The 19,474-nt window shown below is 62.0% G+C and carries 17 protein-coding genes; 14 read left to right on the top strand and 3 right to left on the bottom strand.

Going from position 1 to position 19,474, the window contains the following annotated elements; genetic code table 11:
* Nucleotides 1-2 precede the first annotated feature (2 nt).
* The 8 genes from B5G28_RS06005 (at nt 3) to B5G28_RS05970 (ending at nt 8,159) form a co-directional block, all read left to right on the top strand.
* Entirely contained in the window at nt 3-851 is an 849-nt protein-coding gene (locus B5G28_RS06005; protein WP_087246870.1) for a carbohydrate ABC transporter permease, read from the top strand.
* 40 nt (nt 852-891) lie between these two features.
* Nucleotides 892-1,830: a dihydrodipicolinate synthase family protein gene (locus B5G28_RS06000; protein WP_087246868.1), complete on the top strand. Its 939-nt coding sequence runs from the start codon at nt 892-894 to the stop codon at nt 1,828-1,830.
* A gap of 102 nt (nt 1,831-1,932) precedes the next feature.
* A complete protein-coding gene (locus tag B5G28_RS05995; RefSeq protein ID WP_087246866.1) occupies nt 1,933-2,385 on the top strand; it encodes a YhcH/YjgK/YiaL family protein in 453 nt (150 codons plus the stop codon).
* A gap of 27 nt (nt 2,386-2,412) precedes the next feature.
* A complete protein-coding gene (locus tag B5G28_RS05990; protein ID WP_087246864.1) occupies nt 2,413-3,114 on the top strand; it encodes an N-acetylmannosamine-6-phosphate 2-epimerase in 702 nt (233 codons plus the stop codon).
* A gap of 2 nt (nt 3,115-3,116) precedes the next feature.
* Nucleotides 3,117-4,040 carry an ROK family protein gene (locus B5G28_RS05985; RefSeq protein WP_087246862.1) on the top strand — a complete coding sequence of 308 codons (924 nt, stop codon included), beginning with the start codon at nt 3,117-3,119 and terminating at the stop codon, nt 4,038-4,040.
* A 300-nt stretch (nt 4,041-4,340) separates the two neighbouring features.
* Entirely contained in the window at nt 4,341-5,720 is a 1,380-nt protein-coding gene (locus B5G28_RS05980) for a PTS transporter subunit EIIC (protein WP_087246860.1), read from the top strand.
* A 1-nt stretch (nt 5,721) separates the two neighbouring features.
* Nucleotides 5,722-7,164: a 6-phospho-beta-glucosidase gene (locus B5G28_RS05975; RefSeq protein ID WP_087246858.1), complete on the top strand. Its 1,443-nt coding sequence runs from the start codon at nt 5,722-5,724 to the stop codon at nt 7,162-7,164.
* Between the two features lie 83 nt (nt 7,165-7,247).
* Entirely contained in the window at nt 7,248-8,159 is a 912-nt protein-coding gene (locus tag B5G28_RS05970; protein WP_087246856.1) for a MurR/RpiR family transcriptional regulator, read from the top strand.
* Nucleotides 8,160-8,277: 118 nt separating this feature from the next.
* Here the strand turns inward: B5G28_RS05970 and B5G28_RS05965 are convergent, their stop codons facing one another.
* Nucleotides 8,278-9,420 carry a M20/M25/M40 family metallo-hydrolase gene (locus B5G28_RS05965; protein WP_087246854.1) on the bottom strand — a complete coding sequence of 381 codons (1,143 nt, stop codon included), beginning with the start codon at nt 9,418-9,420 and terminating at the stop codon, nt 8,278-8,280.
* A 365-nt stretch (nt 9,421-9,785) separates the two neighbouring features.
* On the opposite strand from B5G28_RS05965, the gene B5G28_RS05960 reads away from it, so the two are divergent.
* Nucleotides 9,786-10,739: a hypothetical protein gene (locus tag B5G28_RS05960; RefSeq protein ID WP_087246852.1), complete on the top strand. Its 954-nt coding sequence runs from the start codon at nt 9,786-9,788 to the stop codon at nt 10,737-10,739.
* A 134-nt stretch (nt 10,740-10,873) separates the two neighbouring features.
* On the opposite strand, the gene B5G28_RS05955 is transcribed toward B5G28_RS05960, so the two are convergent.
* Nucleotides 10,874-11,827 (bottom strand): pyruvate kinase, encoded by a 954-nt coding sequence (locus B5G28_RS05955; protein ID WP_087246850.1) that lies wholly within the window; start codon nt 11,825-11,827, stop codon nt 10,874-10,876.
* Nucleotides 11,828-12,112: 285 nt separating this feature from the next.
* On the opposite strand from B5G28_RS05955, the gene B5G28_RS05950 reads away from it, so the two are divergent.
* Genes B5G28_RS05950 through B5G28_RS05940 form a run of 3 tightly spaced genes read left to right on the top strand, consistent with a single transcriptional unit; the run spans nt 12,113 to nt 13,520 of the window.
* The gene (locus tag B5G28_RS05950) at nt 12,113-12,397 is read left to right on the top strand and encodes a hypothetical protein (protein ID WP_087246848.1); all 285 of its coding nucleotides are present in this window, start codon (nt 12,113-12,115) and stop codon (nt 12,395-12,397) included.
* Complete coding sequence (locus B5G28_RS05945) at nt 12,394-12,960, top strand: chromate transporter (RefSeq protein WP_087246846.1); 567 nt, start codon at nt 12,394-12,396, stop codon at nt 12,958-12,960. Before B5G28_RS05950 ends, B5G28_RS05945 begins: the two co-directional genes overlap by 4 nt.
* Nucleotides 12,957-13,520 (top strand): chromate transporter, encoded by a 564-nt coding sequence (locus tag B5G28_RS05940; RefSeq protein ID WP_087246844.1) that lies wholly within the window; start codon nt 12,957-12,959, stop codon nt 13,518-13,520. Before B5G28_RS05945 ends, B5G28_RS05940 begins: the two co-directional genes overlap by 4 nt.
* A 152-nt stretch (nt 13,521-13,672) precedes the next feature.
* On the opposite strand, the gene B5G28_RS05935 is transcribed toward B5G28_RS05940, so the two are convergent.
* Nucleotides 13,673-14,500: a MerR family transcriptional regulator gene (locus tag B5G28_RS05935; RefSeq protein WP_087246842.1), complete on the bottom strand. Its 828-nt coding sequence runs from the start codon at nt 14,498-14,500 to the stop codon at nt 13,673-13,675.
* A gap of 162 nt (nt 14,501-14,662) precedes the next feature.
* Here B5G28_RS05935 and B5G28_RS05930 point away from each other — a divergent pair, with 162 nt between their 5' ends.
* Together B5G28_RS05930 and B5G28_RS05925 are read left to right on the top strand one after the other, a co-directional pair.
* Nucleotides 14,663-16,657, top strand: a complete 1,995-nt coding sequence (locus B5G28_RS05930; RefSeq protein WP_087246840.1) for an FAD-dependent oxidoreductase — start codon at nt 14,663-14,665, stop codon at nt 16,655-16,657.
* A gap of 160 nt (nt 16,658-16,817) precedes the next feature.
* Nucleotides 16,818-19,334 carry an excinuclease ABC subunit UvrA gene (locus B5G28_RS05925; RefSeq protein ID WP_087246838.1) on the top strand — a complete coding sequence of 839 codons (2,517 nt, stop codon included), beginning with the start codon at nt 16,818-16,820 and terminating at the stop codon, nt 19,332-19,334.
* Nucleotides 19,335-19,474: the final 140 nt, after the last annotated feature.

The raw sequence follows: 19,474 nt of genomic DNA, 5'->3' as shown, positions 1-19,474 counted from the left end.
GGATGTCCAAGAAGACAAAATCAAGCCTGGACGGCCAGTCCCGCGGTTATAAGATTTTTGTAATCATCGTGCTGGCGCTCCTGGCGGTATTCTTCATCTTCCCCCTGTACTGGATTTTGACCGGTTCGCTGAAGGATGCCATCACCATCAACGCCCAGAAACCCCAGTGGTTCCCCCTGAACCCCACCCTGGACAACTATGTGCGGCTGTTCAAGCAGCCCGCCATCCAGTGGCTGCTCAACACCATCATCATCGCGGTGGCCGCCATGGCGCTCACCTGCATCACGGCAGCGCTGGCCGGCTACGCTCTGGCCAAAAAGCGCTTTTTCGGCCAGACGGTGCTGTTCAGCCTGCTGGTCTGCGCCATGGCTCTGCCCAAACAGGTTATCGTCATCCCCCTGCTGCAGGAGATGAGTGCCCTGGGTCTGAACAACAACCTGCTGGCAGTTATCCTGCCCACCGTTGGCTGGCCCTTCGGCATCTTCCTGATGAAGCAGTTCTCGGAGACCATACCCACCGAAATGCTGGAGGCCGCCCGCATCGACGGCGCCAGCGAGGTGCGCACCTTTGTCTCCATCGTGTTCCCGATGGTCAAACCCGGCGTAGGCGCCCTGGCCATCTTCACCTTCGTCAACACCTGGAACGACTACTTCCTGCAGTTGATCATGCTGCAGCGCCGTGAGGTTCTGACCATTTCCACCGGTATCGCCCGCCTGCAGGGCGAAGTCTCCTCGGACTTCGGCCTCATCATGGCCGGCGCTGCCCTGGCCGCAGTGCCCATCGTGGCGGTCTTCCTCATGTTCCAGAAGTACTTCACCCAGGGCATTACCATGGGCGCTGTCAAGGGCTGAGCCCGGCGGCTTCCCACTACGAGATTGGAGTGTTTTCATCATGAAAGATTGTACCAAATACCAGGGCGTTATCCCGGCTTTTTATGCCTGCTACAATCAGGACGGCACCATCTCGGTCGAGGGTGTCAAGGCCCTGACCCGTCACCTGATCGACAAGGGCGTCAAGGGCCTGTATGTGGGCGGTTCTTCGGGGGAGTGCATCTATCAGCATCCCGATGAGCGCAAGGCCGTGCTGGAAGCCGTCATGAGCGAGGCCCGCGGCAAGATCACCGTCATCGCCCATGTGGCCTGCAACAACACCGCCGACTCGGTGGAGCTGGCTGCACACGCTGAAAAGTGCGGCGTGGACGCCATCGCCGCCATCCCGCCCATCTACTTCCACCTGCCCGAGTACGCCATCGCCGAGTACTGGAACGCCATGAGCGCCGCGGCCCCCAACACCGAGTTTGTGATTTACAACATTCCCCAGCTGGCCGGCACCGCTCTGACCATGAGCCTGCTGAAAACCATGCTGAAGAACCCCAACGTGGTGGCGGTCAAGAACTCCTCCATGCCCACCCAGGACATCCAGATGTTCAAGGACGCCGGCATTGCCGCGCGGGGCGAGGACGGATTCGTGGTGTTCAACGGTCCCGATGAGCAGTTTGTCTCCGGCCGCGCCATGGGCGCCGACGGCGGCATCGGCGGCACCTACGCCGTCATGCCCGAGCTGTTCCTCAAGATGAACGAGCTGATCGAAAAGGGCGATATCCCCACCGCCCGCAAAGTCCAGTATGAGGCCGACCGCATCATTTATAAGATGTGCGAGGCCCACGGCAACCTGTACGCCGTCCAGAAGGAGATTCTGCGCCGGATGTACGGCCTGGAGCTGGGTGGTGTCCGCGCACCCCTGCCCAACCTGATCCCCGAGGATGAGGCTGTGGTGGTGGAGGCCGAGCGGATGATCCGCGAAGCCATCGCCAAGGCTGCTGCCCTGTAAAAACTGCATACCTTCATTGCATAACCAGACGCCCGGTGGCTGCCGGCCCCAAAGGGCACGGAGCGCCGGGCGTTCTGCCTGAAACGAAAGGGAGGACCCGCCATGATTACCGACAGCCTCAGCTGCCTGAGCCATTACCGCGGCCTGCACCCCGCGCTGGATATCGCCATCCGCTGGCTGGAGGAGCATGACCTCGCCAGCCTGCCCAACGGCCGCACCGAGGTGGAGGGCCAGACCGTGTTCATCAACGTGATGGACGCCGACCTCCGCCCGGCGGAGGGGGCGGACTTTGAGGTCCACCATCTCTATGCCGATTTGCAGATTGACCTGACCGGCAGTGAGTACTGGGCCTGGACCACCCGGGCCGAGCCCACCGGGGCCTTTGATGAAAAGGCGGACTGCGGTTTTGCCGCCGGCCCCGAACAGTCCAGCGGCCTGCTGGGGGAGGGACGGTTCGCCCTGTTCCTGCCGGGAGAATACCACAAGCCCAGCTGCATCAGCCCGGTGTCCCGCTCGGTGCGCAAGGCGGTTGTCAAGATCCGGATGGGCGGCTGAGCCGCCCCACAGAAGGAGGAAATCCAGATGGAAAAAGAAGCAATTTTGAAGCAGATTCAGCACGGCCTGATCGTTTCCTGCCAGGCGCTGGAGCATGAGCCCCTGTACACCAAGGAGGGCGGCGTCATGCCCCTGATGGCCAAGGCTGCCGCCATGAGCGGCGCCGTGGGCATCCGGGCCAATACGGTGCGGGATATCACCCAGATCAAAGAGGTGGTGGACCTGCCGGTCATCGGCATCATCAAGAAGGATTACCCCGGCACCCCCATGTACATCACCGTCACCATGAAAGAGGTGGACGAGCTGGTGGCCTGCGGTGTGGATATTCTGGCGGTGCAGGGCACCAGCGCCCTGCGTCCGGACGGCAAGACCTCGGCGGAGTTCATCCGTGAGATCAAGGCAAAGTACCCCCAGCAGCTGGTGATGGCGGACATCGCCACCGACGAGGAGGCCATGGCCTGCGCTGAGGCTGGGGCCGACTTTGTGGGCACCACCATGCGGGGCTACACCCCCGAGACCCAGGGCATCAATGAGACCGACTTCGATTTCATCGCCCGTCTGGCCAAAAACTGCCCCGCCAAGGTCATCGCTGAGGGACATATCCACTACCCCGAGCAGGCCCGCAAGGCGCTGGAAGCCGGCGCTTTCGCTCTGGTGGTGGGCGGCGCCATCACCCGTCCCGCTGAGATCACCGCCCGCTTTACTGCGGCCATCGAGGATTTGAAGTGACCATGAAAACCTATCTTGGAATCGATATTGGAGGCACAGCGGTCAAGCTGGGCCTGGTGACCGAGGACGGCCAGGTGCTGAAACGGGCCGAAACCAGCGTCAGCTTTGATAACTACCAGACCCCCATTCTGGACACGGTGCGGAAAGCTGCCGCCCAGATGCTGGCAGAATGCCGCGCCGAAGGGTATGAGCCGGCGGGCGTGGGCGTTTCGGCCACCGGTCAGATTGACAACAGCCAGGGTGTGGTGGCAGGCACCTGCGGGAGCCTGCCCGGCTGGCCCGGCGCCCCCATCCGGGCGGCGCTGGAGGCCGATCTGGGCCTGCCGGTGACGGTGGCCAACGACGCCAACTGCATGATCCTGGGCGAGGCCTGGGTGGGTGCGGCTAAGGGCTGCACCGACGTGCTGGGCGTCACCATCGGCACCGGTCTGGGCGGCGGCGTCATCACCGGCGGCCGCCTGCTGGAAGGCGCCCGGGGCCTGGGCGGCGAACTGGGCCATATGCGGATTCATGCGGCCCACGGCGAACCCTGCACCTGCGGCGCAGTGGGCTGCTGGGAGCGCCACGCTTCCACCTCGGCCCTGGTGCGCCGGGCGGTGAAGATGGACCCGGCCCTGGACAGCGGCCGCGCCATCTTTGCGGCGGCACAGCAGGGAAATGCTGCGGTGCAGCAGCTGCTGGACGACTGGATCGGTGAGATTGCCGAGGGCCTGGCCGGCCTGGTGCATCTGTTCAACCCCCAGCTGATTTTGATTGGCGGCGGCGTCAGCAGCCAGCAGGAACTCCTGATCGAGCCTCTGGCCCGGCAGGTGAAGGCGCGGGTGATGCCCGCCTTTGCCCAGGGCCTGGAGATCCGTCCGGCGGCTCTGGCCAACGACGCAGGCCTGGTGGGTGCCGTCCGCTATTTCCTGGACAGCAAACACTGAATCTCTATCCTTTATAAAACAGGGCGTGCCCCAACCGGTTTTCCGGCGGACGCGCCCTGTTTTGTGCCGCAGTGCAAACAGCAAACGCCCGGCGAAGCCGCCCGGGGCGCGCAGTTGCAGGGGAGTGAAACTTTGTTTCAAAAAGAACGCCGTTCCTTCTGCCTGCCGGGGGAGGGCGTGAAACAGACTGAAAGTCTGAATATTGCTCAAATCACGCGCTGTTTGGTATAATATCCCCAGAACAAGGGAGCGATCCGGAGCGCATCCCTTCCGCCAACCGAGATGTGAAGGGAGTTTCATATGAGTAAAAATTACAAGCAGATCGCCCAGGACGTCGTGGCCGGCGTCGGCGGCGCAGAAAACATCAAGAATCTCTATCACTGCCAGACCCGCCTTCGCTTTACCCTTGCGGACGAATCCAAAGCGGACAAGGACGGCCTGGAAAAACTGGACGCCGTCAAAAAGGTGATTCTGAACGGCGGTGTCTATCAGGTGGTCATCGGTACCGACGTGGCCGAAGTGTTCGACGCCATCCAGCCGCTGCTGCCTGATCACCCCGCCGCCCAGACGGACGGGGCCCCCGCCCAGAAAAAGAGCGCCTTTGAGCGGGTGATCGACTTTGTGGCGGGCGTGTTCCAGCCCATCATCCCGGCCCTGTCCGGCGCCGGCATGCTGAAAGCCCTGCTGGCTCTCCTGGTGGTCTTTAAGCTGGTGGATTCCACCAGCCAGACCTACGCCATCTTCAATTTCTTTGCCGACGCGGTCTTTTACTTCCTGCCCATTCTGCTGGCCTTTACCGAGGCCCAGAAGCTCAAGTGCAACCCGATTCTGGCCGCCGCTGTGGCCGGCATCATGATGCACCCCAACTGGGGCGCCATGGTGGCGGCAGGGGAGCCGGTGCGATTCTTTGACCTGATTCCTTTCCACCTGGTGAGCTACACCGGCACCGTCATCCCCATCATTCTGGTGGTGTTTGTGCAGGCCTATGTGGAAAAGGCCCTCAACCGGATCATTCCCAAATCGGTCAACCTGGTCTTTGTCCCCATGCTCACCTTCCTGGTGATGGGCACCCTGGCCCTGGCGGTTCTGGGCCCCATCGGCAGCGTGGTGGGCGAGTACCTGGCCCTGGTCTTTAACTTCCTGGCCGAAAACGCCAGCTGGGCCCCTGCCGTCCTGATCGGCGGTCTGCTGCCCCTGATGGTCATGTTTGGTCTCCACAACGGCGTTGCCCCCCTGGGCGTCATGCAGATGGCGGAGCTGGGCTACGACAGCATCTTTGGACCCGGCTGCGTCTGCTCCAACATTGCCCAGGGCGTGGCGGCCCTGGTGGTCAGCCTCCGCACCAAAAACACCAAGGAGCGCCAGGTGGCCACGTCCGGCGGCATCACCGCCCTGATGGGCATCACCGAGCCGGTGCTTTACGGCGTCAATCTGCCCAAGAAGTACCCCCTGATCTCCGCCATGATCGGCGGCGCCTGCGGCGGCCTCTACGCCGGTCTGACCCACACCCACCGCTTCGCCACCGGTTCCTCCGGCCTGCCCGCCATTCTGCTGTACATCGGCGACGATACCATGATGTATTTCTACAACATCATCATTGCGCTGGTGATCACTGCGGTGGTCACGGCGATTGTCACCTATATCCTGTCCCTGAAATTTGAAAAGACGGAGGAAAACTGAGATGGCAAACCGATTCCCGGATGGATTCCTCTGGGGCGGCGCCACCGCCGCCAACCAGTGCGAGGGCGGCTACGATGCCGATGGCCGGGGTCCCAGCATCATTGACCTGGTGCCCTGGGGACCGGACCGCGCCGCCGTCTCCAAAGGCCTGCTGGACCCCCGCACCCTGCCGGCCGGACAGTATTACCCCAGCCATGAGGCCATCGACTTTTATCACCACTGGAAAGAGGACATCGCCCTTTTTGCGGAGATGGGCTTCAAGTGCTACCGTTTTTCCATCAGCTGGACCCGCCTTTTCCCCACCGGGGAGGAGGCCGAGCCCAACCCTGCCGGCCTGGCCTTCTACGACAAGGTGGTGGATGAACTGCGGAAATACGGCATCGAACCCCTCATCACCATCTGTCACTTTGAGCTGCCGGTGTATCTGCTGAACCAGTACGGCGGCTGGCGCAGCCGCAAGACCATCGACGCCTTTGTCCGGTACGCCGAAGTGCTGTTCCGCCACTTCAAGGGCCGGGTGAAATACTGGATCACCTTCAACGAAATCAATATGCTGATGCACCTGCCCTTTGGAGGCGCAGGCGTCTGCTTTGGGCCGGGGGAGGACCCCGACCGGGTCAAATACCAGGTGGCCCACCATGAACTGGTGGCCAGCGCCCGGGCGGTGAAGCTGGGCCACGCCATCGACCCTGAGGCCAGGATCGGCTGCATGCTGGCCGGCGGCACGTACTATCCCTGGAGCTGCGACCCCGAGGACGTTCTGGCCGCCATCCAGCAGGACCACGTCAACTACTTTTTCAGCGATGTGCAGGTCCGGGGCCGGTATGCCCCCTATGCCCTCAAGAAAATGGAGCGCCTAGGCGTGACGCCCCGGATGGAGCCGGGGGATCTGGAAACCCTGGCGGCGGGAACGGTGGATTTTGTCTCCTTCAGCTATTATTCCAGCCGGTGCACCGCGGCCGACCTGTCCAGGACAGGCGCCGCCGTCACCACCAACGCCGCCACCACCCTCCGCAATCCCCATCTGCAGTCCAGCGAATGGGGCTGGCAGATCGACCCCACCGGTCTGCGGATTGTCCTGAACAACCTCTACGACCGCTACCAGAAACCGCTGTTCATCGTGGAAAACGGTCTGGGCGCCCGGGATGCCCTGGAGCCGGACGGAACCGTTCAGGACGACTACCGGATCGACTACCTGCGCCGCCATATCCAGGCCATGGAGAAGGCGGTGAATGAGGACGGCGTCGAGCTGCTGGGTTATACCAGCTGGGGCTGCATTGACCTGGTGTCTGCTTCCACCGGCGAGATGAGCAAGCGATACGGCTTTATCTATGTGGACATGGACGACGCAGGCCGCGGCACCAAGCGCCGCATCCCCAAAAAGAGTTTCTATTGGTACAAGCAGGTGATTGCCACCAACGGAGCTGACCTGGGAGAAGCCTGAGAAAAACCAATCGACAAGACCGCCCGGACCTGATACAATAGGCGTATCGGAACGGGCGGTCTTTCTGCCAGGAGGTGTTGTGTGTGAATCTGATCCAGCGGGTGGAGGAGGCAGCCGTCCTCTATGGCGGCGGCACCCGGAAGAACATCGGCGAGTTTATTTTAAAGGAGAAATCCCATCTCTACCGCTACTCCATCCAGGAGATCGCGGACGCCACCTATACCTCCAAGGCGGCCCTGGTCCGCTTTGCCAAAGAGTTGGGGTTTTCGGGCTGGCGGGCCTTTCTCAAGGCCTTTGTGGAGGAACAGAAATACCAGGAATCCCACTACACCGACATCGACCCCAACTTTCCCTTTACCGCCCAGTCGAGCCGCCAGGATATCATCAACCAGATCTGCTCTTTGCAGGTGGAAAGCGTCCTGGATACAGCCGACCTGCTGGATCATGCCCCGCTGGACGAAGCGGTGGACCTGTTGAAGCGTTCCCGGCGGATCGGCCTGTTCGGCATCAGTCCCAACAGCCTGCTGGGGGAGCTGTTTGCCCGCAAAATGCTGAGCATCGGCCGGGTGGTGGATATCCCGGTCCAGGGGACCTTCGGCTTGCTGGCCAGTGCCTTGCAAAAGACCGACTGCGCCATCGTGATCTCCTACTCGGGCAACAGCGGCGTCAAGGAGACGGGGGCCATCCTGCCCATCCTGCAGGGGGCAGGGGTGCCGATCATTGCCATCACCAGCGCGGGGGAAAATTTGCTGCGCAGCGCGGCCCGGTATACCTTCAGCATCTCTTCCCGGGAGCGGCTGTACAGCAAGATTTCTACCTTCGCCACCGAGAACTCGATTCTCTATATTTTGAACGTCCTGTTTTCCTGCTATTTTGCCCGGGATTACGAGGCCAATCTGGACCGGAAACTGCATACCAGCCAGCTGCTGGAGCAGGAGCGGCGGACCACCATTCCGGCCCTGTTGGAACAGAAAAAAGACCTGGAACACGGATGACGGCCTGACGCCGTCCCGTCCTAAACAAAGCGCGGAAGAACCGGCTGCCCCTTGGGTGCAGCGCGATTCCTCCGCGTTTTTATTCAGAAGGGGACAGCCCGCCTGGCCCGGGAAAGTCTCATTCCTGCGCGTATTCCAGCATCAGAGCCAGGACGATTTTGAGACCGGTGGGCAGACTGTCCAGGTTTACCCATTCCTGGCGGGTGTGGGGCAGCCCGCCGTCCACGGTGCCGATGGTGTTGGCCGGGATGCCCAGAGAAAGGGGAACGTTGCTGTCGGTGGAGTTGGGGGTGTGGACCGGCTCCCGCCCGGTGAAGGTGCGGATGATCTCGTCGCTCTGCCGGGTGAACCGGGCCAGAGCCTCATGGTCCAGGGGCCCGTTGCCGGGACGCACCCCCAGCAATTCCACCTCGAAGTCACCGCCGCGGCCCTCCCAGTGGGCAACCGCCTGACGGAACTTCTGCTCCATCTGGTCCAGACAGCTCTGGTCGGTGGAGCGGAACTCGTACAGCATGGAGGCCTCCTGTGCAATGGAGTTCACGGTGGTGCCGCCCTCGATGCGGCCCACGTTGAAGGTGGTTTTGGCCTGGGCAGGGGGCTGGATCTGATACAGTTCTCCCACCAGACCGCACAGCAGCTGGATGGCGCTGGGCCGCCCGAAATCGACGTAGGAGTGCCCGCCCTGGGTTTTGCAGGTGATGCGGTAGCGATAGGAGCCCACGGCTGTGTCACAGCACAGAGGCATGTAGAGGTCAAAGGAATAGAACGCCCCAATCCGGTTGCCGTAGGCGGCGAACAGGGCTTTGGTGCCGTCCAGATTGCCCAGCCCTTCCTCGCAGGCGTTGGCCACAATCAGGACGCCCTGGCGCAGCTGCACCTGATGTTGGATCAGATACCGGACGGCCAGCAGGAGATTGACCAGGTTGGCGGTGTCGTCCCCGATGCCGGGGGCAAAGAGTTTGCCGCTCTCCTCCTGCATGGGCAGGGGGTCCAGGTCAGGGAAAACAATGTCGGTGTGGGCGGCAAAGACCACAAAGGAGGCGCAGTCTCTGGGGCCCAGACGGCAGATGACGTTTTTGGCCGAATCAATGGTGACATCCTGTGCGCCCTGGGCCTGCAGCCAGTCCCGGCAGAAGACGGCGCGACGGTCCTCCCTGCGGGAGGGGGAGGGAATCCGGCCCAGAGTGCACAGCAGGTCGGCCTGTTCCTGACGGCAGGCCTGGGCATAGGCTTCGATTTGGGTTTGACGGGCAGGGGTCATAGTGGGTTCCTCCATCTTGGGTCGGTGTGTTCAGGTTCATTATACCGGTCGGGGCGCCGTCCTGCAAGAATAGAAAAAGCCGGTTTCCATGCCCGGGGACGGAACGCAGGATGGACGATGCAGAAAAGCGATGGTATAATAACCGCAGAAGCGGTTATTTGACCCAGAGGTGCACGCTGCGCGTGGATTGGTTTTTGTCCGCTTTGGCGGACATGGTATAATAACTGCAAAAGCAGATATTGGTTCCAATTGGCGCGAAGCGCCCGCTCTTTGATGAAGGCAGGCCGTGGGGCGCCCGCCCGGCGGACGCGGGGTAACGGGCGCGGATTTTGGGCAAAAGGTGCGGACAAAAGGAGGAACACAAGATGAAAAAAGCCGCGGCTGTTTTGGGGTCGGCTGTGCTGTATGCCGGCGCACTGCTGGCGAGTTTTCTGATCGCAGCGGGGAACGATATGAGGTGGTTTCTCTATGGGTTTCCTGCGGCGGCAGCGGTCTATTTTGTTCTGGCGGGGAATCTGTTTTCCCGGCGGCTGCAGCTGAACTGCTGGCACTTGTGGCTGGGAATGAACCTGCTGGGCGGACTGGCGGGCTGGGGACTGCTGATGGCCTGTTTCCCGGTTTTGCTCTCCAATGGTTTTATCCTGGTTTTTCTGGTTCCGCTGACTATGGTTCTGGCGGTGGTGTGGGCCGTTGTAGGAGTGGGATTCCTCTGCGTGAAGCTGTTCCGGCGCCGCAGTGCCGCCCTCAAAGAGAAAGGAAAAGTGCCCGCAGCTCGCCCGGAGCGGGCAGCTGCCTGGATGGAGAAGGCGAAAAACCTCGGGAGAGTGGTCAGCATTCCGCTGCTGATTCTGGCGGCGGCCAGTCTCTATGTCGGGGTCCGGGATTATGGTTCCATCCGCCCGGCGGACAGCTATGTGGACGAAGGGGTGCATACCTTTGTGCCCTACGATATCCTCCCCATTTCGGTGAAAAACAACGCCACCGGGCGGTATGGGCGGACCCATCCCACCAAAATTGTTTACATGGTTTACTATAAGACCACCGACGGCTCCGGCTACCGGTGGCAGGTGGAAGGCAGCACGGCTCGGACGCTGGCAGAGCAGAAATATGAGGAGGGACCGGTGGAGCGGCGGGTCCTGTCCATCCCCGAGGAGGATGCCTACATCACGGTGGAAGCCGATCAGACCGCGGAGAGCTACACCGCAGGCCTGCAGCGGAAATATACCCTCATCATGGGGCTGTCGGTGGCGTATCTGGCGGTGTATGCGGGGGCCTGGATTGTCATTTGGCGGAAAAGGGAGATGGAGCAGGCCGAATAAACCGCTTTCTGCCCCGGCATCAAGTCAAAATCAAAAGAAAAACGGTCGGGACAGATTTCTGGTCCCGGCCGTTTGATGTTGTAGAGCAGAAGGGAGAAAACACACTGTGTTCTCCGGCTTGTCCGCCGAAAAACTCAGAGTGCAGTGCGGGCGGTCCGGACCAGATACTGCATGGCCTCCACCGGGCAGCGGCCTGCTGCGGTTTCGCCGGTGAGCATCAGGCTGGACGCCCCGTCCAGAACGGCGTTGTAGATGTCGCAGACCTCGGCGCGGGTGGGCACCGCCCGGGCGCACATGCTGTCCAGCAGCTGGGTCACCACCATGAAGGGGACTCCGGCCTGGCGGCAGGCAGCGGCCAGCCGCTTTTGACAGGCGGGCAGCTCCCAGAGGGGCATGGCGTTGCCCAGGTCCCCGCGGGCAATCACGATGTGGTCGGCCAGGGGCAGCAGTTCGGGCAGCGCCTGGACGCCGGCCATGTTTTCAATTTTGGCAAAGATGCGGATTTTTTCGCCGCCGTCCTGGTTCAAAGCCTGGCGCAGGATGCGCAGATCCTCGGTGCCGCGGACAAAGGGCAGCATCACCCCCGTCACCCCACAGGAGACAGCCATGTCCAGATTCTGGAGGTCCTCGGCGGTGAGAGTGGGGGAGTGGATTTCCAAACCCGGCGCGGCAATGCTCTTGCGGCTTTCCAGCAGCCCGCCCCGCAGGACGGTACAGTGCAAAGTGCCGCCGGATACGGCGTCCACCCGGGCCAGCAGCCGGCCATCGTCCAGCAGAAGTTCCTGGCCCGGCGCGGCCGCCTCCACCAGAGCGGTGGGGCAGGGAATCCCCTGCGCCCCCAGCAGAAGGGGACCGTCCGCCTTCAAAAAGACCGGCTCGGTCAGGCGGCCGATTCGCAGCTCAGGGCCCTGCAGGTCGATCAGCAGCTCGGGGATGCCTGCCCGGTGAATCAGTTCCAGCCAGTCGGCATGCTCGGCCAGAGAGCCGTGGGAGAGATTCATCCGAATGCCGGTCATGCCGGCTTCGACCATATTCTGCAGAGTATCGGAATCGGCGCAGGCCGGGCCGATGGTGCCGTAATATTCCAAAGAAAATCCCTCTTTTCGGTTGGTTGATGATGGATGCGTTGGGTCTGTACCGCCCGCAGACGGCCCGGGCCGGAATGAATCCGGACAAAGCTGTTTTGGGCGGGGTTTCGCTTAAATTTCATTATAGCCCAGAAGGGGGCAGACTGCAAGGGCGGGGGAAGGGGACGGCTTTGTGTGCACCGTTCAGAAAAGTGAGTCTCCGGTATCGTGAAAAAACCATCCGCCGGTCGGTGTGAGCCGGGCCCGGCATCACCGCCCGTGAGGTGCCGATGGGGATAGCTCTGGATGAGCGATTTGACTCCCGGAGCGGCGATACAGAACGTCACTGCGTTGTTTTGTCCGGGCGGGGCAGAGGGGCCGTTGATGGTGGTTCGGGTCAAAAAGCATGGCGCTGTGGGAATTTTGGCGGATATTGGCATGATGCCCCAACGCGAAAGGGCCGGCCGACGGATCCGCCCCAAAACGCCAGGGGCAAAGAACGTCGCATTTTGGGGGTTGTCCGCCCGGGCCGGGATGATTATAATGGGTCTGCTGAAATACAAACCTGTGGTCAAAAGGAGGACGGCATGAAGGATCGGGTCAAAGTGCTCACCAAGCTGTTTGTTTCCACCCTCTACCTGAGCGCATTTACCTTTGGGGGCGGGTATGTCATCGTCACCCTGATGAAGAAAAAGTTTGTGGACGAATACCACTGGATCGAGGAGGACGAAATGCTGGATCTGGTGGCCATCGCCCAGTCGGCCCCGGGTCCCATTGCGGTGAATGGCGCCATTGTGGTGGGCTACAAGCTGGACGGTATGCTGGGGGCTCTGGTGGCCATTGTGGCCACCATCATCCCGCCCTTTGTCATCATCTCGGCGGTGTCGGTCTTTTATGATCTGTTCCGCACCAATTTCATCATCGGACAGATGCTGGAAGGAATGCAGGCCGGCGTGGGTGCGGTGATTGCCTCGGTGGTATGGGAGATGGGGGCCGACGTGGTCAAGAGCAAAAATACATCCTCCATCCTGATTATGATGGCCGCTTTTGCCGCCACCTGTTTCTTTGAAGTGAATGTGGTGATTGTGGTTCTGGTCTGCGCCCTGCTGGGCGTGGTGCGGACGTTGCTCGGCCGGAAGGAGGGGTCCAAATGATTCTGCTGCAGCTGTTTTGGAGCTTTCTGCAAATCGGTGCCTTCAGCTTTGGCGGAGGATACGCCGCCGTCCCGCTGATTCAAAGCCAGATTGTGGACCAGCACGCCTGGCTGGCCATGTCGGAGTTCACCGACCTCATCACCATTTCCCAGATGACCCCCGGCCCCATCGCCATCAATGCGGCCACCTTTGTGGGCATCAAAATCGCCGGGATTCCCGGCGCGCTGGCGGCCACCTTTGGCTGCATTCTGCCTTCCTGCATCATCGTCACCCTGATTGCCCGGTTATACCTCAAATACCGCAGCCTGGATCTGCTGCAGGGGGTGCTGGCCTCCCTGCGCCCGGCGGTGGTGGCCATGATTGCCGCCGCGGGAATTTCGATTCTGATTTCTGCCTTTTGGGGCTCGGGAGCGGTGATCCGTCTGGCGAGCACCAACTGGGTTTTGGTGGTTATCTTTGGGATCAGCGTTTTCCTTCTCCAAAAGGGCAAGATGAACGCCATTGCAGTTATGGTGCTGGCGGGCGTTTTGAAGCTGGCGGCGGCACTGGCGGGTTTTTAAGCCGGCCTGGCTGCGGTCCGGGTGCACCAGTCCCTGAAGGAGTCCCGGCAGGACTTCACCATCCATGACCTGAGCGAGCTGAATCTCTATAAAAAGATCGCCCCTGCGCTGAACAACAAGGCGCAGGGGCGTTTGTTTTGCTGTACAAAAGGTCAGGGCTCCTCCACCGGGACGCGGAGGATACAATAGGACTGGCGGATGTGGTTCTGCAAAGTGTAGCTGACTATTTCTTTGAGGATGGTGCGGCCGGGAATCAGGTTCAGACGGCGGATGTGCTCCAGAGCCCGGGCGTACTGTTGATTGTGCTCCTCCTGGGCCGTTTCGCGGTGGACCGGATAGGAAAGATACTGCTCAAAAACCCGGCCGGCGGGCAGCAGGACGGCGGGAGGCTCAGGCATAAGCCCTGCGGCCTCGACTTTGTCCGCCGGGACCGAGAATCCCCACTCGGGCTGCCAGTGATTTTGCTGGTCCAGCGTGACCCGCTGGGCCGAATGCACCACCGGCATGGCCTCCACCCATCGGTCCAGCTGGGTGTATGTGCCGGCGTCGCTGACAAATTGCTGTTCCAGGGTGTGGGGCAGAAACCATACAGGCGGCACGGTGCGGATCTGCCATTCCCCGGCCTGGCACAACCTGAGGTCTGCCCTCATGTTTTGTAGGGCTTCCAGGATCAGCTGCTTTTGCTTCAGCTCGTCGGTCAGGGCCTGCTGGTGGATCTGGAGCATCTGCTCCAGGTCGGCGGCGGTGCTGTCGGTGACGATCTTGTGGCTTTCCTTCACAGAGAAACCCATGTTTTTCATCCGCTTGCACTCCAGAATGACGCTGGCGTCCCACAAATTGTAAAAGCGGTAGTGGTTTTCCTGGGTGTCGGGCTTCAAGATGCCGGTTTCTTCATAGTATTTCAGGAAGTGGGGCGACACACCCATCCGTTTGGCGAATTCGCCGATCCGGTATTTGGGAGAATGTGACTCAGAATGCATGTTTTCCTCCTGACTGCGCGCAAAAGGTGACAAGGCTCTTGACCTGCGGGTTGCTGTCAAGTGTACAATAATGGGCGAATGGATGGTTAAGGAAGTAACAAACCGTCCGGGCCTGGATCACAGGCCGAACAGGAAACACGAAAAAACGAAGGAGCAACAACTATGGAAAAGATTTCCCGCAAGGGCTTTCTGCGGGCGACGGCTGCCGCCGCCATGAGCGCAGCCACCGTCGGCGCTCTGGCCGCCTGCACCAATGACAAGGGCGCGGCCTCCTCTGCCGCCGGCAATGCCGGCATCTACACCCCCGGCACCTACTCGGCCACCGAGACCGGCACCAGCGCCGTGACGGTGACCATGACCTTCAGCGACAGCGCCATCACCGAGGTAAAGGTGGATACCTCCAAGGAGACCATCCAGCTGGCGGTGGATTCGGCCGAGCAGTTCCAGGAGGCCCTGATGGCCGCCCAGAGCTCCGAGATCGACACCGTCTCGGGCGCCACCATAACCTCCAACGCCGTCAAGAAGGCGGCCGCCAGCTGCATCGAGCAGGCCATGGGCCTGGCCACCGAGGAAGAGGAAACGCCGGTGGTGGACGATGGCACTCCCGCCTGGCTGGGCCATGAGCCGGAGATCGCCGACAGCGACATCGTCGAGACCCTGGACACCGAGGTCCTGGTGGTGGGCGGCGGCACCGGCGGCCTGTTCGCGGCCTGCAGCGCAGGGGAGAACGGCGCCAAGACCCTGGTCATCGACAAGCTGACCTCGGGCGGCGTCCGGGACGACCTGGGCGCCATCGACAGCCGCTACCAGAAGGAATGGGGCACCAAGATCGACAAGTTTGATTACATCACCGAGATGACCAAGATTGCAGCGGGCCGCCTGGACCAGCGCCTGGTCAAGCTGTGGGCCGAGGAGTCGGGCGAGGCCATCGACTGGTACGGCGACCGTCTGGCCGAGCGCGGCGTCGAGCTGTGGCATGAGGCCGGCGGCGACGACGAGGGTTCCCGGTACGTCCACTTTGCCACCGGCCACTCGCCCCGCTGGGCCGGCAGCGACGACGGCGAGGGGAACGAGCTGGACGGCGCCAAAGTCCTGACCGACTACGCCAAGACCCTGGGCGTGGAATTCCGCTACAACACCCCCATGGTCAAGCTGACCAAGGAGGATGGCCGGGTCACCGGCGTCATCGCCCAGAATGAGGACGGGGACTACGTCCGCATCAACGCTTCCAAGGGCGTCATCGTCTGCACCGGCGGCTACTCCATGAACTATGAGATGATGGATGCCCTGCAGCCCCAGAACCTGGCCATTGTGGGCCGCAACGGTTCCATTCCCGGCTGCACCGGCGACGGCATCAAAGCCTGCATCTGGGCCGGCGGCAAGTTCGACGAGACCCACAGCATGATGATGTTTGACCGTGCAGCCCTCAAGCCGGACGCTGTGCCCGGCCGCGCCCAGACCGAGGGCGGCGAGAGCGGCTTCTTCTGGATGGGCAGCCAGCCCTTCCTGAAGGTCAACTCCAAGGGTGAGCGGTTCTTCAACGAGTCGGGCACCTATGAGGGCATCCTCCACGCCGACGAGTTCAACGAGGATCACTGCCATTATACCATTTTTGACTCCGACTGGACAACCTATATCCAGTCCTTCAAGACCCACGGCTGCAGCCGTATGTTTGCCTTCCCCAACGGCGCAGACCCCAATATGACCTATCAGGTGGTGGAAGGGATGCTGCCCGGCCTGATCGAGGACGGCTTCCTGTTCAAGTGTGACACCATCGCCGAGCTGGCCGAGAAGCTGGGCCTGCCCGCCGACACCCTGGAAGCCACAGTGGAGCGCTACAATGAGCTGTACGACAAGGGCGTGGACGAGGACTTCGGCAAGGAGCCCTTCCGCCTGAGCGCCGTCCGCAAGGCTCCTTTCTACGGCGCAAAGAACACCGGCTACATCCTCTGCACCATGGACGGCATCCAGATCGACCAGAACATGAACGCTGTGGATACCAACAACCAGCCCATTCCCGGCCTGTACGTGGTGGGCAATGACTCGGGCGCATACTTCTCGGGCACCTATCCCAACCTGTCCACCGGCGCCGCCTGCGGCCGCACCGTGACCTTTGGCCGCCGGGCAGGCCGGATCGCCGCCACCAGCGGCATCTGATCTGCCCCGCCGGTCCCGGACTGAACCTTTGCAGAGAAACCTTCTTTCATAAAACCGCACAGCACGGAAATGAGCCTTTTGCACGGGCTGGTTTCCGTGCTGTTTTTATGGGGTAAAGTCTGCTATAATAGGGTCGATACAGGATAAGGGAGGCTGGAAGATGGCAGATCATATTGAGATACGGGGCGCGCGGGTCCACAACCTGAAAAACATCGACCTGGACATTCCTCTGGGCAAGCTGGTGGGGATTGCGGGGGTGTCCGGCTCGGGCAAATCCTCACTGGCGCTGGGGATTTTGTATGCGGAGGGGTCCCGCCGCTATCTGGAAGCCCTGTCGGCCTACACCCGGCGGAGACTGGTCCAGGCGGCGGAGGCAAACATTGATTCCATTGAATCCATCCCGGCGGCGCTGGCCCTCCATCAGCGGCCCGCGGTGCCGGGCATCCGGAGTACCTTCGGCACATCCACCGAGCTGCTTAACCCGCTGCGGCTGATGTTCTCCCGCCTGGGGAGCCATTGCTGCCCAAACGGCCATCGGGTGCCGCCCTCTCTGAATGTGGCGGCGGGCCGGCCGCTGGTCTGCCCGGTGTGCGGGGTGTCCTTTGACGGTCCCAGCGCCGAGAGTTTTTCCTTCAACAGCGAGGGCGCCTGCAAGCGGTGCGGGGGAACCGGCGTGGTGCGGACGGTGGATGAGTCCACCCTGGTGCCGGACGAATCCCTCACCATCGATGAGGGGGCTGTGGCTCCCTGGAATTCCCTCATGTGGTCCCTGATGACCGACGTCTGCCGGGAGATGGGGGTCCGCACCGATGTGCCTTTCTCCCAACTGACTGCGAAGGAACGGGAGATTGTGTTTCACGGCCCGGCGGAGAAAAAACACATCTTCTACCGGCCCAAGAACGGCGCATCGGCGGGGGAGTTGGACTTCACCTATTTCAACGCGGTCTATACGGTGGAAAACGCCCTGGCCAAGGTGAAGGATGACAAGGGCATGAAGCGGGTGGAACGGTTTCTGAAACAATCCGACTGCCCCGACTGCGGCGGGACCCGGCTGAGCGAACAGGCCCGGTCCAGCCTGCTCTGCGGCAAAAATCTGGCCGAGGTCACCGCCATGACCCTGGACGAGCTGATCCCCTGGGTGGAGGCAGTGCCGGCGGCCATGCCCCAGCCCATGCAGGAGATGGCGGGGAGCATCTGCCGCCAGTTCCTCCACACCGCCCAGCGGCTGATGGAGCTGGGGCTGGGGCATCTGTCCCTGGACCGGGCGGGCGCCACCCTGTCCACCGGCGAGCGGCAGCGGGTCCAGCTGGCCCGTGCGGTGCGCAACCGCACCACCGGGGTACTGTATGTGCTGGATGAGCCCTCCATCGGCCTGCACCCCTCCAATGTGGACGGGCTGCTGGGGGTGGTGAAGGACCTGATCGACCACGGAAACTCGGTGGTTCTGGTGGACCACGACGTCCGGGTCCTGAAAGCCGCCGACTGGGTCATCGAGATGGGCCCCGGCGCGGGGGAATACGGCGGCCGGGTGCTGGCCCAGGGGACTGTGGAGCAGGTGGGAAGTACGCCGGGGTCCCTGATTGCCGGTTTTCTGAACGGGCAGGAGAAATCCACGGCCCGGGTGCGGGCATCTGTGGAAGAAATGTTCGATCAGGGGCATATCCGGCTGTCCACCCGGCCCCTTCATACCGTCCAGGCGCTGGACCTGGATCTGCCCAAAGGGCGGCTGATTGCGGTGACGGGGGTGTCCGGCTCAGGCAAGACCACCCTGATTCTGGAGAGCCTGATCCCCGCCCTGAAAGCGAAGACCGCCGGCCAGCCTCTGCCCGGTCATGTGGAAGCCGCAGAGGCCCCCGGCGTCCAGCGGATCGACCTCATCGACGCCACCCCCATCGGGGTGAATGTACGGTCCACCGTGGCCACCTACAGCGGAGTGCTGGATGATCTGCGCCGTCTGTTTGCCGCCGCGCCCGAGGCAAAGGCCCGGGGGTACAAGGCAGGGGATTTCTCCTACAACACCGGTTCCCTCCGGTGCCCCGGCTGCGACGGCACCGGCCAGATCACCATGGACGTCCAGTTTTTGCCGGATGTGGAAATCGTCTGTCCCGACTGCGGCGGCCGCCGCTACGGAAAAGCCGCCTCTGCGGTCCGCTGCCGTCCCAAGAAGGCAGCTGGGAGCGACCCCGGCGTCTCTTTGCCTGAATTGATGGGAATGACGGTGAAGCAGGCCCTGGAGCGGCTGGCGGGCCACAAAAAGGTGACGGACAAGCTGCAGGTGCTGGACGATCTGGGCCTGGGCTACCTGACCCTGGGAGAAGCGACGCCGGCCCTGTCGGGCGGCGAGGCCCAGCGGCTCAAGCTGGCCGCCGAGATGGGCAAAGCCCAGGGCGACGCCGTGTTTGTCTTTGATGAACCCACCATCGGCCTGCATCCCCTGGATGTGCGGGTGCTGCTGGGGGTGTTCCAGCGGCTGATTAAGGCAGGGGCCACGGTGGTTGTCATCGAACACGACCTGGATATGATTTTGAATGCCGACTATGTGGTGGATATGGGGCCCGGCGGCGGAAAGGCTGGCGGGCGGATTGTGGCCGCCGGCACCCCCGAACAGGTGGCCCAAAACCCGGCCAGCCGCACCGGTCAGTATCTGAAAGAATGCCTCCGTCTGGAAAACGCATAAGAAAAAGCTGCCCGATGCAGGTGAACCGCCCCATATTGTGCGGACAGTACAAAAAAGAGGCCTGCAAGGGGTAGAACAAGCGAATTAAAGACTGGCCTGGCGAAGCGAGAGCGGAGCCAGGCCAGTCTTTGTCTGGAGCC

The organism is Faecalibacterium sp. An77 (assembly GCF_002161315.1).
Lineage (GTDB): Bacteria > Bacillota > Clostridia > Oscillospirales > Ruminococcaceae > Faecalibacterium.
This window is presented reverse-complemented; position numbering and strand designations above follow the sequence as displayed.